The 12,761-nt window shown below is 69.8% G+C and carries 15 protein-coding genes and 1 pseudogene; 7 read left to right on the top strand and 9 right to left on the bottom strand.

What is annotated here, in order from left to right:
- Positions 1-65: 65 nt before the first annotated feature.
- On the bottom strand, positions 66-773 hold the full coding sequence (locus tag ACIBVN_RS55740) for a poly-gamma-glutamate hydrolase family protein (protein ID WP_397150213.1): 708 nt from the start codon (positions 771-773) through the stop codon (positions 66-68).
- Positions 774-896: 123 nt separating this feature from the next.
- Between ACIBVN_RS55740 and ACIBVN_RS55745 the strand changes: the two genes are divergently transcribed.
- Both ACIBVN_RS55745 and ACIBVN_RS55750 read left to right on the top strand, forming a co-directional pair.
- Positions 897-1,859 (top strand): GlxA family transcriptional regulator, encoded by a 963-nt coding sequence (locus ACIBVN_RS55745; protein WP_397150215.1) that lies wholly within the window; start codon positions 897-899, stop codon positions 1,857-1,859.
- A 2-nt stretch (positions 1,860-1,861) separates the two neighbouring features.
- Positions 1,862-2,485: a DJ-1/PfpI family protein gene (locus ACIBVN_RS55750; RefSeq protein WP_397150217.1), complete on the top strand. Its 624-nt coding sequence runs from the start codon at positions 1,862-1,864 to the stop codon at positions 2,483-2,485.
- Here ACIBVN_RS55750 and ACIBVN_RS55755 read toward each other — a convergent pair.
- A complete protein-coding gene (locus ACIBVN_RS55755) occupies positions 2,482-3,105 on the bottom strand; it encodes an ArsR/SmtB family transcription factor (protein WP_397150219.1) in 624 nt (207 codons plus the stop codon). The genes ACIBVN_RS55750 and ACIBVN_RS55755 overlap by 4 nt on opposite strands.
- A gap of 68 nt (positions 3,106-3,173) precedes the next feature.
- On the opposite strand from ACIBVN_RS55755, the gene ACIBVN_RS55760 reads away from it, so the two are divergent.
- Positions 3,174-4,415 carry an MFS transporter gene (locus ACIBVN_RS55760; RefSeq protein ID WP_397150221.1) on the top strand — a complete coding sequence of 414 codons (1,242 nt, stop codon included), beginning with the start codon at positions 3,174-3,176 and terminating at the stop codon, positions 4,413-4,415.
- Positions 4,416-4,471: 56 nt separating this feature from the next.
- Complete coding sequence (locus ACIBVN_RS55765; RefSeq protein WP_349447762.1) at positions 4,472-5,278, top strand: serine/threonine-protein kinase; 807 nt, start codon at positions 4,472-4,474, stop codon at positions 5,276-5,278.
- A gap of 69 nt (positions 5,279-5,347) precedes the next feature.
- Here ACIBVN_RS55765 and ACIBVN_RS55770 read toward each other — a convergent pair.
- Positions 5,348-5,626, bottom strand: a pseudogene (locus ACIBVN_RS55770) (transposase); the annotation flags it as partial.
- A gap of 210 nt (positions 5,627-5,836) precedes the next feature.
- Between ACIBVN_RS55770 and ACIBVN_RS55775 the strand changes: the two are divergent.
- The gene (locus ACIBVN_RS55775; protein WP_397150223.1) at positions 5,837-6,034 is read left to right on the top strand and encodes a helix-turn-helix domain-containing protein; all 198 of its coding nucleotides are present in this window, start codon (positions 5,837-5,839) and stop codon (positions 6,032-6,034) included.
- Positions 6,035-6,170: 136 nt separating this feature from the next.
- On the top strand, positions 6,171-6,629 hold the full coding sequence (locus tag ACIBVN_RS55780) for a hypothetical protein (RefSeq protein ID WP_397150225.1): 459 nt from the start codon (positions 6,171-6,173) through the stop codon (positions 6,627-6,629).
- A gap of 102 nt (positions 6,630-6,731) precedes the next feature.
- Here ACIBVN_RS55780 and ACIBVN_RS55785 read toward each other — a convergent pair whose 3' ends face one another.
- Complete coding sequence (locus ACIBVN_RS55785; RefSeq protein ID WP_397150227.1) at positions 6,732-7,109, bottom strand: hypothetical protein; 378 nt, start codon at positions 7,107-7,109, stop codon at positions 6,732-6,734.
- Between the two features lie 197 nt (positions 7,110-7,306).
- Between ACIBVN_RS55785 and ACIBVN_RS55790 the strand changes: the two genes are divergently transcribed.
- Positions 7,307-8,113, top strand: coding sequence for a UTRA domain-containing protein (locus ACIBVN_RS55790; protein WP_397150228.1), 807 nt, complete (start codon positions 7,307-7,309; stop codon positions 8,111-8,113).
- A 155-nt stretch (positions 8,114-8,268) separates the two neighbouring features.
- On the opposite strand, the gene ACIBVN_RS55795 is transcribed toward ACIBVN_RS55790, so the two are convergent.
- The 5 genes from ACIBVN_RS55795 to ACIBVN_RS55815 are packed head-to-tail and all read right to left on the bottom strand — an operon-like array spanning position 8,269 to position 12,724.
- A complete protein-coding gene (locus tag ACIBVN_RS55795) occupies positions 8,269-9,198 on the bottom strand; it encodes a BadF/BadG/BcrA/BcrD ATPase family protein (RefSeq protein ID WP_397150230.1) in 930 nt (309 codons plus the stop codon).
- Positions 9,198-10,229, bottom strand: a complete 1,032-nt coding sequence (locus ACIBVN_RS55800) for a hypothetical protein (protein WP_397150232.1) — start codon at positions 10,227-10,229, stop codon at positions 9,198-9,200. Before ACIBVN_RS55800 ends, ACIBVN_RS55795 begins: the two co-directional genes overlap by 1 nt.
- 2 nt (positions 10,230-10,231) lie before the next feature.
- Complete coding sequence (locus ACIBVN_RS55805; protein WP_397150234.1) at positions 10,232-10,978, bottom strand: sugar isomerase domain-containing protein; 747 nt, start codon at positions 10,976-10,978, stop codon at positions 10,232-10,234.
- A gap of 10 nt (positions 10,979-10,988) precedes the next feature.
- Positions 10,989-11,798, bottom strand: coding sequence for a carbohydrate ABC transporter permease (locus ACIBVN_RS55810; protein WP_397150236.1), 810 nt, complete (start codon positions 11,796-11,798; stop codon positions 10,989-10,991).
- Positions 11,795-12,724, bottom strand: coding sequence for a carbohydrate ABC transporter permease (locus tag ACIBVN_RS55815; RefSeq protein WP_397150238.1), 930 nt, complete (start codon positions 12,722-12,724; stop codon positions 11,795-11,797). Before ACIBVN_RS55815 ends, ACIBVN_RS55810 begins: the two co-directional genes overlap by 4 nt.
- Between the last annotated feature and the right edge of the window lie 37 nt (positions 12,725-12,761).

Consider the following 12,761-nt stretch of genomic DNA (forward strand, 5'->3'; position numbering starts at 1 on the left):
GCCCATGTCGCGCGCCGTGAGCCCCCGGTCCTGCCCCGGGGGCTCACGGCGTTCATCCGTGCTGCTCAGCCGAGCGCGCGGTTGACGGCGGCGACGTACCGGTAGAAGGCTTTCGTGCGGTTGGCGGGGTTCTCGATCCAGGCCCGGTTCAGCTTCCCTCCGTCGAAGAACCGCTCCCGCTGACCCCGGCTGATCTCCAGCTGCACCCCCATGCCTCTGCGGTTCCTGTTCGCGATGTTGCGGGGGCTGTCACCGCCGATCTCCTCGGGCACGGACGCCGAGACGGCGAACCCGGCGGCGCGCAACCCGGCCGTCACCCTTTTGACCAGCGCCTTGTCTCGTCCGCCGACGTAGGTGGTGGCATCGGCGCCCGCCGCGGCATGCCAGGAGACGGTGTAGTCGACCGCCGCCACCACCTTGAGCGCCTTGGGCTCGTCGAAGTGCGTGGAGGTGATGTGCAGAGCGCTGTTGCCGGTGGCCTTGATGCCTTCGAACGAGTAGTAGGCATGCCTGCGGCCCGCGGCGTGGTCGGCGAGCTGCGATGTCGGCGGCTCGATGGCGCCGCCGTGGATGGCTATGTGCGCCGCCTTCGCTCCGCGGGGGACGCGCTGGACGCGGCGATAGTCTCTGCCTTCGACCTCATGGGCGGAAAGCTCGGCGTAGTCGGCGTAGACATCGCGCGCGCTCGCGGGCGCCGCGGACACGGCGTGAGCGGCGGGGGTGAGGCCGATCACGAGCAGGTTCGCGACGGCGATGGACACGATTCTCTTCACGTAACACCTTTCGACGATCTTCTTGGCCGCCATCATGCCGTCTGATCGTGATGGGAGGTCATGGCGTAATGTGCAATATTCGTGTCGTTGACGCCGGTGCGGGCCCGCGACCAGCATGAAAACATGCAGCGACGAGTCCTGATCGTCGTCTTCCCCGGCTTCCAGCTGCTCGACATGGCCGGTCCCGCGGACGTGTTCGCGACGGCGGACCTGCTGGTGCCCGGGGGCGGGTACCAGGTCGAGGTGGCGGCCGTGGGCGGCGGCGCCGTGCCCGCGGGCAACGGCGTCACCGTCACGGCCTCGGCGCTCGGCGAGGTCGCGGGGCCGATCGACACGCTGCTGGTGGCGGGCGGGATGACCGTGCCCGAGCGGCTGGCGGACCGGGAGCTCGTCGGGCACGTCGCCCGGCTGGCGGCCGGCGCCCGGCGGGTCGCGTCCGTGTGCAACGGCGCCTTCCTGCTGGCCGAGGCCGGGCTGCTGGACCACCGGCGGGTCACCACGCACTGGCTCGCCGCCCACGAGCTGGACGCCCGCTACGAGTGCGTCGAGGTGGACGCCGATCCGCTCTACATCGAGGACGGCAACGTCTGGACCTCGGCGGGCGTGCTGTCCGGCGTGGATCTCGCGCTCGCCCTGGTGGCCAGGGACCACGGCCACGCGCTGGCCAGGGACGTCGCCCGCGGCCTCGTGGTGTACCTGCACAGGCCGGGCGGGCAGAGCCAGTTCAGCACGCCGATGCGGGCCATGACGCCGCGCAGCGAGCCGCTGAGGGAGCTCCAGGCGTACATCGAGGCGAACCCCACGGCCGACCTGAGCGTGCCCGCGCTGGCCGCGCGGGCCGGGATGAGCGAGCGCCACTTCTCCCGCGTCTTCACCGAGCAGACCGGGCTGTCACCCGGCCGGTACGTCGAGCGCAGCCGGGCCGAGGCAGCCAGGCGGCTCCTGGAGGTCACCGGCCATCCGCTGGACAGGGTGGCCAGGGAGTCGGGGCTCGGCACGCCGGAGACCCTCTACCGAGTCTTCCGCCGCCACTGGCGGATCTCACCCGGCGACCACCGTCGCCGGTTCCAATCGAAGGAGAAGTAGCCATGCATGTGGCCATCCCCCTCTATCCCCGGTTCACCGCGCTCGACGCGGTCGGGCCGTACACGGTGCTGGCGTTCGCGCCCGGCTGGACGGTCACGTTCGTCGCGGCCGAGCCCGGGCCGGTGACGGACGACCAGGGCACGCTCACCCTCACCGCCACCGCCTCGTACGCGGAGCTGCCGCGCCCTGACGTGATCGTGGTCCCGGGCGGCCCGGGGACGCTGGAGGCGGTGTCCGACGAGGCGCTGCTGGAGTGGCTCAGGCAGGCCCACGAGCACACCCGGTGGACCACCTCGGTGTGCAGCGGCTCCTTCGTGCTGGCGGCCGCCGGGCTGCTCAAGGGTCTGAAGGCGACCAGCCACTGGGCCATCCTCGACATGCTGCGCGAGCACGGGGCCGAGCCGGTGAGCGAGCGCGTCGTCACCCAGGGCAAGGTCGTCACCGCGGCCGGGGTGTCGGCGGGCATCGACATGGCGCTGACGCTGCTGGGCCAGGCCACCGACGCGACGACGGCACAGGCCGTGCAGCTGGCCATCGAGTACGACCCGCGCCCGCCGTTCAACGCCGGGTCGCCGAAGACGGCTCCGGAGGGGCTGCCCGAGCTCGCGCTCAAGCTCATCTCCTAGGAAGTCGTCCCGTCCGGCGCCTCCCGGCCGGTCCCCACCGGGAGCACGTCGAAGTGGATGACCACGTGCCCGATCGACGGATCGCGGGGGGCGGCCGACTCCCGTTCCCTGCGGTCCGACAGCGCCCGGTACCTCTCCAGCACCTCGAACACCTCCTCCCGCAGCTCGCCGGTCTCCTCCGGCGTGAGCCGCAGCGACCGCCGCCCGAAGCCGCTGGCCCGCACCCACTCCTCGGGGGCCGTCGCCTCCTCCTGGCGCCACCGGGCCAGCTCCGCGCCGCGCTGCCGTATCAGGTCGTCAATCAGGGTCTCCAGCGCGGTCGCCGCCTCGGGATCCGCGGCATCCGGCTCCCCGTAGGAGAAGCCGCCTGGCGCGATGCGCCAGTACTTCTCCTTGCCGCGCCCCATCCCCTGCACCACCTCGATCATGTGGTGCCTGGCCAGCTCTCTGAGGTGGTAGCTGGTCGCGCCGGTGTTCTGGCCCAGCAGCGCGGCCAGCCTGGTGGCCGTGGACGGCCCGTGCTCGTCCAGCAGCTCGTAGATCCGCAGCCGCAGCGGGTGGGCGAACGACTTCAGCGCGTTGGCGTCGAGCGTCCGGGCGGAATAGCTCTTGCTCTGCATGCTGTGCAAGCCTATCTTTGCAAAGAAACCTATGCACACTTTCCCTTACACACTATCGGAGTGCAGCCGTGGGGCGTTCGTTCGGTTTTCTCTGGTCATCCACCGCGCTGTCGAACCTGGCCGACGGCGTGCTGAAGGTCGGCGCGCCGCTGCTGGCCGTGTCCATGACCCGCTCCCCCACCCTGGTCTCGCTGGTGGGGGCCGCCGCGACGGCGCCGTGGCTGCTGTTCGCGCTGCACGCGGGGGCGATCGCCGACCGGGCCGACCGCCGCCGCGTCATGGTCCTGGCCAACGCCGCCCGCGCGGCGATCCTGTCCCTGGCCGGCCTGCTGGCGCTGCTCGGCCTGCTCGACCTGTGGGTGCTGGTGGCGGCCGTGCTCATGGCCGGCGTGGCCGAGGTCTTCGCCGACACCTCCGCGCAGTCGATCCTGCCCATGACCGTGCCCCAGGACCACCTCACCAGGGCGAACGGCCGCGTCTCCACCGCCCAGATGATCGGCAACGACTTCGTCGGCGCCCCGCTGGCGGGCGTGCTCGTGGTGGCGCTCCCCGCCGCGCTCTTCGGCGCCCCGGCCATCCTGTACGGCGCCGCGGGCCTGCTGCTGCTGGGCATGCGCGGCACGTACCGCCTGCCCCATGCCGCGGCGGAGAGGGGACCGCTGCGCCGGGACATCGGCGAGGCACTGCGCTACCTCTGGTCGCACCGGGTGCTGCGGAGCCTGGCTGTCACCGCCGGAATGCTCAACCTCGCCAACGCCGCCTACTTCGCCGTCTTCGTCCTCTGGGCCGTCGGCGAGGAGTCGCGCATCGGGCTGGAACCCCGCGAGTACGGCCTGATGATGACGGCCTTCGCCGTCGGAGCGGTGTTCGGGTCGCTGCTGTCGGGACGGGCCTCGGCGATCTTCGGGGAGGCGCGCACCCTGGTGGGCTCGTGGCTGACCAGCAGCCTGCTGCTCCTGGTGCCGGTGATCGTGCCGTCACCGTGGACGCTCTACCCGACCGCCGTCCTGTGGGGCGTGGTGGGCGCGGCAGGCAACGTCCTGGTGATCTCCACCCGGCAGCGGCTGATCCCGGCCGAGTTGCTGGGACGGGTCAATTCGGCATACCGCCTCGTCGGCATGGCCGGGATGCCGCTCGGGGCGGCTGTGGGGGGCGTCGTGGCCGAGTTCGCGGGGCTTGGCGCCGTCCTCGTGGGCGCCACTGGCGTATGTTTGGTGGGTGTCGGACTGGTGTGGCGCGCTTTGTCTGATCGAATTTCTAGGCCGTTGACCAGCACTCCCGCACTTTCCGACATATCCGGATCACGTTAGGCACCCTACGGCCTGTGCTGAAGTGACATGATTATCCCCGAGCATGAGGGGATGGTATGCGGAAGATCGGCGGACGGTACCTCCTGAACGAGGAGGCCGGTCGTGGGGGTATGGGCGTCGTCTGGCGTGCGTTCGATCAGCTCCTCCACCGTACGGTGGCGCTTAAGGAGCTGACCTTGGCCGGTGAGGCCGAGATGGTGCGCCGCCGGGTGCTGCGTGAGGCCAGGATGGCTGCCGGCCTGACGCACCCGAACATCGTCACGGTGCACGACCTGATCGAGGAGGGCGGCAAGCTCTGGATCGTGATGGAGTATCTCGACGGGCTCTCATTGCACCAGTTGCTCTCCCAGGTGGGCACATTGCCCGCTCAGTCGGTGGCCGCGATCGGCCAGCACCTGCTCGCCGCGCTGCGCACCGCGCACAAGGCCGGGGTGCTCCACCGCGACGTGAAGCCCGCCAACGTCATGCTGACCGGCGACCGGGTGGTGCTCACCGACTTCGGCATAGCGACCGCCGAGGGCGACATCCGGATGACGACGTCCCGGCGGCTGCGGGGCACCCCCGCCTTCATGGCGCCCGAACGCCTGCATGGGGGGCCGGCCAGCAAGGAGGCCGACATGTGGTCCTTCGGCGCCACCCTCTACAGCGCCGTCGAGGGCCAGCCGCCCTACCCCGGGCAGGACGCGGCGACGGTGCTCGGCATGGCGCGCAGCGGCCCCTACCCACCGCCCCGGCGGGCTGGGGTGATGCGGCCGCTGATCGAGGGGCTGCTCCACCACGACCCGGTGCGCCGCTACACGCCTGAGCAGACGGCGGGGTTGCTGGCGGGCATGCGCGCCAGCGCCTACCAGGCGGCCATCTGACCGGGTGGGCTGATCTCCCCTTGCCGGCTGTCGGCTGTGGTCGCCATGCTGGGCTGCGTAGGCGGCCAGCACCGGCTCGGGGCGCTGCCCGTCGTGCATCTTGAAGTGCGAGGCGTCCAGGAACAGGTAGTCCAGCTCGATCGCGGTCAGCTCACGACGTGACCAGGCGTCGTACTCGGCCACGATCGCCTGGCAGATCGTCGAGACGGTCGACTTCGACAAGGCGGCCTCGGGCCCGAGCGCATCAGCCAGGGCACCCTCCACGTCGCGCACCGACAGGCCGCGCACCAAGGAAGCGATGACCAGCGTCTCCAGCGCGTTGGTGCGGGTCACGCCGGCGCCGAACAGGCGGGAGGCGAACGCCTCGGTGGTGCCGCCTAGTGCTGTAGCAGCTTGGGTTTGCCCCGTTTCGAGGTGACACGCCGATCAAGGTCCCACCTCAGTCTGTGTGATCGCTTCAGACTCTGCTCGTGGCCGAACGGGGTTCGTGTACGCGAGATTGATGACGACGAGGGAAACCGGCTGCTGCGCATCATTCGGCGTGGCAGCGGGTCGGTGGTGACCTGGCGGCGGGCGCAGATGGTGCTGCTGTCGGCCCAGGGCATGTCTGTTGCGAAGATCGCGCAGGTGGCGTTCACCAGTGAAGACCGGGTCCGGGATGTGATCCACAACCTCAACGCCGACGGGTTCGACTCCCTGTATCCCAAGTACAAGGGCGGCCGGGCGCCGACGTTCACGCTGCCGGCAACGCCGTGAGATCAAGAAGATCGCCAAGTCCAAACCGGCTGAGCACGGGTTGCCGTTCGTTCGCTCAACAGGCGCTCCACAAATTCTCAACATCGGCCTGGCTACCTTCGCGGTGTCCAGTACGACGAGCACCAAGGAGAACCCGATGCGAACGCTCAACACGATGGCCCTCGGTGCGGCGGTCGCTGCCGCGGCTCTGACCGCGGGCGCCCCCGCGCAGGCCTCCGTCCAGACCAGCGCCCAGACCTCCCCCGCCACCGTCACCACGGCCGCCGCGGCGGCCAGCTCGACGGCGATGTCCTGCCGTGAGGTGCGTGTGTACCGTCCGGAGATGCGCAAGGGACACGTGGCCGCGACCGGCTGGGCGATAGGCTGCTCCCGCGACCAGCGCATCAAGATCATGCTTCAGCGCAAGCGCTGGTGGGGCTGGCAGAACATCTCCAGCGCCTCCTGGTACGGGGCCGGCAAGAAGACGTTGTACAAGGGCTGCAAGCGGGGGACCATCTTCACCTACCGCCTGCAGGGCCAGGTCAGCTACTACGCAGGAAGCAAGTACGTCGTCCACAACGGCTGGAGCCCCAAGATGCGCGCGAAGTGCCCGTGACGCGCTCCGTCCGCCACCCCCGTGGGGTGACCATCTAGCTAGTGCCGCGTCAGGCCACGTCTGCGCTCTTGACGCGACTGCCGATGGCACTGCCAGCCGTTGTCACGTCGGGTTTCCCGCCGGTGAGGCGCCGGTGGCGAATGCCATGTCGCTGATCGTCTGCGAGAGCGGGTGATTAGCGCGTAGATCGGCGTACCGGAAGGCGACGCGGCGGGCGGCGCGCATGGGTTCGATGGCCGGATGCCAAGCGTACACGGCGCGCTTGCGTTCGGGGTCCCGGCCGGTGCGCCACCAGAACCGGTGGCCGTCGCACCACACCATCAGCCCTACCCAGACGGACACCAGGGCGAGGTCGTATCCCGCATGGAGGTCCGCTTGTATGCCGTGCTCCGTCTGGAGGGTCTGGCGCAGGAGATCTGCGGACAGCACGGCTTGCGTTTTCTTGCCGTTCCGAGGCACGGCGATAATCTGGTCCTGCATCGTTGACGCCCCAAGCTCTCGATGCTTCGGCCCCCCGTCTGCGGGTGGTGTTGCAGCACCGTTCGTCCCGCAGGTGGGGGGTCTACTCAAGGCCCCGGTTTTAGGGGGGCTAAAGTCGAGAGTAGAGCGCTGGCCAGACCCTCGCAATAGGGGGCTAAAGTGCGCCGAATGTCGGTCGCTGAGGAGGCAACGCCCGGATGGACTTGAAGACGCTGAGAGAAGTCGCGCAGGTCAGCGATCCCGTGGAACGAGCCCGCATGCTCAGCCGACTCATGACCGAGGAGCAGGGGCTCGTCGCCGAGGCGGCCAAGATGCGGCGGCAGGCCATCGCGGAGGCGCGGGAGTCCGGCATGAGCCTGGAGGAGATTGCCGGGCGGCTGGGGGTCTCGCCTGGACGCATCTCGCAGATGAGAAAGGGGCCGACCGCTCGTGCGCCAGAGGGTCCTGCCTCGCCGGCCCCTCGTGTGCTGGTGCAGCGGGCGTTGCCGACCGAGCCTGCCGTCAGGGGCTCCAAGTCCCTGTTCCTGGCGGAAGCGGAACAGCAAGGACTCAAAGCTGATCGCCGGATGCTCTACGTCGGGCTGGAACCCGCCAGCGATCACGTTGCAGCCTGCCTGCGCGTCGAGCCCGGCACGGACATCGTGGCCCGGCGCAAGATGATGACCGCGAACGACGTGCCCGTACGCATCGCGACGAGCTACTTCCGCGCTGACCTGTTCGGCGACACCAGGCTCGCCGAGCCGGAGTTCGTGAAGCCGTCGCTTCAGTCTGCGTTGATCGCCCTCGGCTACTCGTTCGGCCACGCGGAAGAGAACCTGACCGCTCGGCCACCGACGACCTTCGAACGCGAGACGCTGGAACTCGAGCCCGGAGAGTGGATCGTCCAAGTGCTCCGCGCGAGCTATTCCACCGAGGACACGCCCATCCACGTTCTGGAGACGATCTGCGCCGCCAACCGGCACATCTTCTCCATCGGCCAGGTCTCCGGGTACGACGAATTCTGAGTGACTAACTGAGCGACAATCGCGCTGGACGGCCATGGCCCCTGAAGGACAGGCAAGGACTATAACCTCAGGTGGTGGCGGTATCGGCCGTGATCCCGCACCCTCGTGATGTGCCTGGGGGTCTAAGGGGTCGCAGGTTACGCCGAGCAGGAATCTCAGGACGTCGACCCGGTGAACCGCCGATGAGAGTCCGGCGCCGCGTCCAGGTGGTCGAGGGCGGCGAGCCAGCTGGCCGCGCCGGCGTAGTCACGAGCGGTGACGACCTCGCCGGGCAGGCGCGCCAGCACCATGGAACGGATCGGGCCGTCGCTGGTCAGAACGCTGCCGGCGACCACGATGGGGCCGGAGCGGTGCAGCCGGACGGCAGCGGACACGAGGTGTTCTGCGGCCTGGAGCACGATGCGGGTGGCGAGGGGGTCGCAGGCGAGGGCCGCCCGGGAGACGAGGGGGGCGGCGGAGGCCAGGGTCATGCGGTCCTTCTGAGCGAGCCGGACGATGACCTCGGCGAGGTGCCGGGACGGGCGGTGCGAGGAGGGGGAAGGGACGCCGAAGTGGTCGGCCACGAGGTGGACCAGCGGGCCAGGCGCGGCGCCTGTGTCGAGGGAGCGTACGGCTGCCGCCACCCCGGTCCGGCCGAGCCAGAAGCCGCTGCCAAGGTCGCCGAGGAGCCAGCCGAGGCCGTCGGTGACGGCCTCGATCGAACGGCCGGCGAATCGGGCGGCGGCGGCTCCGGTGCCGGCGAGCAGGAGGGTTCCGGCGGGGGCGGGGGTGCCGGCGGCGTAGGCGACGTCCACGTCGCTGACCAGCCGGGGAGCGTGGGTCAGGCCGTGCGCGGTCCAGGTCTCGTGGAGCGAGAAGGTGTCGTCGGCACCGGCCACGCCGGCTACTGAGGCGACCACCGAGCGGGGGTCGATGCCGCGGAGCGCCTGGCCGAGGGCGGTGGAGATGGCCGCGGCGGCGGCCGGCGAGCCGTGGGCGGCGGGGTTGCCGCCGCCTGCCGTGCCGAAGCCGGCCCGCGTGCCGGAAGCGGTGTGGATGGCGGCGCGGGTGTTGGTGCCACCCGCGTCGACGCCGAGGAAGAGCATCAGCGGAGCAGGCGCGCCGCGCCGGGGGCGAGGGTGAACGTGCCGGGGCAGGGCGAGTACGTGCCGGTGGCCGGATCGTAGGCGGACAGCCGGCCCGGGAGTGTGACCTCGACGGGTGTGTCGAAGCGGGCGTTGCACACGAAGAGGTGCTGCTCGCCGTACCGGCCGAGCAGGAAGTCCGAGGAGTGCTCCACACCCGTCCACGGCAGCCCGGACAGCGCCTCGCCGATGGGCCGGAGCCAGCCGGTGTTGAGCGTGCGGACGATGGCGTACCGCTCGGTCGGCTCGCCGTCGTGGATCAACGCCGGCTGGAAGCCTTCGCCGCGCGCCGGATCGGGGGTCCAGTAGGTGAAGTACTGGAACCCGGTGTAGCCGTACGCGAGGGCGGTGTTGACCTGCCAGGCGAGCTCCGCGGCGGTCGGGGTGCGGTGGCCGTCGTAGGCGAGCGTCTGCAGATAGAGCCAGGCGGGCAGCCCGGCGCGGGCGGCATGGGTACGGATCGTCGCCAGGTCGGCGAAGTAGCCGTCGTCCTCACCCGAGGACAGGAAGGGATAGCGGTCGAAGGAGAGCACGGAGGGGCGGACCGCCGACACGAAGTCGCCCACGTACGCGTCATAGGAGCCGGTGACGTGGCTGGGGAAGAGATTAACGTAGGCGAGGTGGCCCCGCGACCGTACCTCGGAGACGCCGACCGCCAGGCGGGGGAAGCGGTCGGGGTACGGCTCGTCCATCAGGCTGATGCCGCGGAAGGACCCGTAGCCCTCGTAGTCGTCGATCACCCGGGAGATCAACGCGCGGGTCTGCCGCTCGTCCACGTCCAGATCGCGCATGAGCACGTCGATCCGAGGGTCGGAGGCGACGAGCACACCGAGCCCCACCTTCTCGGCGCAGGCGAGCGAGTGCCGGAGTATGGCGGCGTCGTTGAGGTAGTTGCCGGTGATGACCAGGTCGATCCCCGCGTCGGCGAGCTGCCGGTAGCGTTCGACGGTGGTTTCGTGCGGGGGCGGTGGCCAGAATGCGGCGATCGTCACGCTCACAGGGCACCGGTCCTGATCCGCCCGGCGTAGCGGGCCACGAGCGCGTCGTTGTGGGCGTCGGCGCCGGGGATATTGGCCGACAGGTAGGTGGGCGGGATGGTTCCCGCTGCGCTGAGCAGGCCGATCGCCTCGGCGATCATGAGTTGTGCGGCCAGTGCGGAGGTGATCGAGGAGATGCCGCAGACGGGTCCGTGCTCGGTCTCCAGTACGGCGTCGCCGTACGGGGCGAGGTTGTCGATCACGACGTCGGCCAGCTCGAACAGGCGCTGCCCCGAGGGGTGCCGGGAGGTGATGGCGCTGGTGTGGGCGAGGGAAGTGATCACGATGAGCGGCAACGAGCGCTTCTTGACCAGGCGGGCCATCTCGACGGTCGAGCCGTTGCCGCCGGAGTTGGAGGCGATCACGAAGATGTCGGCGGGCTCGATCCGGTGCAGCGCGAGCACCTGGTGCGCGGTCTGCGGGTCGCGTTCGGCGAGCGGGTCGAAGTCGGCGGGAGAGGATCCGCCCAGAACGACCGGGTCGCGCAGGGTGAGGCGGTTGGTGGGGATGAGGCCGCCGGCGCGGCCCGCCACCTCCAGCGCCACGGCCTCCGAGTGGCCCGTGCCGTACGCCTGGACCACCCCGCCCGCGCGCACCGAGTCGGCGATCAACCTTCCCGCCCGCCTGATGGCCGGCAGCTGACCGGCCACCAGGTCGTCCAAGCGGCTGCGCGCCTCGGCGGCGAAAGCTGTCACGAGATCCATAGGGTTTTCCTCAACGGTTCATGCCGGCGGTCAGGCCGGCGACGATCTGGCGGGTGGCGACCACGAAGAGCACGACCAGGGGGATCGTCGTCATCACCAGCCCGGCGAAGAGCGTCCCCCAGTCGTTCTGGAACTCGCCGAAGAAGTTGGTGAGACCGACGGGCAGCGTCAGCTTGCCCTCGTCGCGCATCAGGACCAGCGGGTAGAAGAAGTCATTCCACAGCGGCACGAACTGGAAGACGACCACGGTGGCGATCGCCGGCCGGACCAGGGGCAGCATCACGTGCCAGAAGGTCGCGAAGGGTCCCGCGCCGTCGAGCGCGGCGGCCTCGTCCAGCTCGTGGGGCAGCTGGCGGAAGAAGGCGGTGAGCACGAAGACGTTGAAGGGGATCGAGCCGGCCGCGTACACCAGGATCAGGCCCAGCCGCGAGTCGACCAGCCCCATGCTCTCCATCAGGTAGAACAGCGGCAGCACGCCCAGGTGCGCGGGCAGGGTCATGCCGGAGACGAAGTAGGCGGCGAACAGGCTGCGCCCACGGAAGATCCGGCGGCCGAGCGAGTAGGCCGCCAGCAGCGACACCGCCGCGCCGAGCAGCACCGCCGAGACCACGACCAGCACCGAGTTGGCGACATAGGTCGAGAAGGAGGCCTCTGTCCACGCCTTGACGTAGTTGCTGAAGACCGGCGAGCCGGGCAGGCCGAGCGGGTCGTCGAAGATTTCGCTGGTGGGCCGGAACGAGCTGAGCACCATGACGACCAGCGGCGTCATCGAGAACGCGGCGTAGCCCCACAGCAGCACCTTCACCCAGAGCGTTCTCATGCCCGCCTCCGCAGCACGCGCTCCAGCAGAAGAGTGGAGCCGAAGATGAAGGTGAACATGAAGACGGCCAGCGCCGAGGACGTGCCCAGGGCGTTGACGTCGCCCGAGGCGAAGGCCGAGCGGTAGAACAGCAGGCCCAGCACGTCTGTCGCGCCCGCGGGTGCGCCGTTGGAACCGCCGAGGGCGTAGACCAGGGCGAAGGTGTTCATGGAGCCGATGAAGGTGAGGATCGTGATGGTGGCCATCGCGGGCTTCAGCAGCGGCAACGTGATGCTCCTGAAGACCTGCCAGGAGGTGGCGCCGTCGGTCCGCGCCGCTTCTGCGTACTCCTGGGGGATGCCGCCCAGCGCGGCGCTGAACAACAACATCGGGAAGCCCACCCACTGCCAGGTGGTGATCAGGATGACGGTGGGCAGCGCGGTGGCGGGGTCGCCGAGCCAGGGCATGTCGAGCCCGGCAGGTCTGAGCAGGGCGTTGACGGGGCCGAAGGCAGGGCTGAGCAGCAGCGTCCAGAGATAGCCGATGACCAGCGGATTGACGAGGTAGGGCAGGGCGAACATGGTCTGGAGCGCGCGCTTGCCGCGCCGTACCGCAGACAGCGCCAGCGCGAAGGCCAGGCCCAGCGTGTTCTGCACCAGCAGGGCGCCGGCGAAGAGCAGGAAGTTGTGGCCGAGCGCGGGAAGGAGCTGGTCGAGGAAGGAGCCCGTCAGCAGCCCCGCGTAGTTGGCCAGGCCGGCGAAGCCGTCGCGCAGCGTGCCCTTCCAGGAGAAGAAGCTGTAGGTCAGCCCGGTGAACAGCGGGTAGACGACGAAGACGGAGTAGAGAAGGAAAGCGGGGATCAGGAAGACGTAGGCCGATCCCCGCTTGGCGCCTAGGTAGCTGGTGTTTTTTGATCTATCTCGTGTCGGTCTCTCCTCGTGTGCCAAGGTGATCGATGTAGGTCACCGGGCGTGGGGAGAGATC

Origin of the sequence: Nonomuraea sp. NPDC049400 (assembly GCF_044466425.1) — a bacterium.
Lineage (GTDB): Bacteria > Actinomycetota > Actinomycetes > Streptosporangiales > Streptosporangiaceae > Nonomuraea.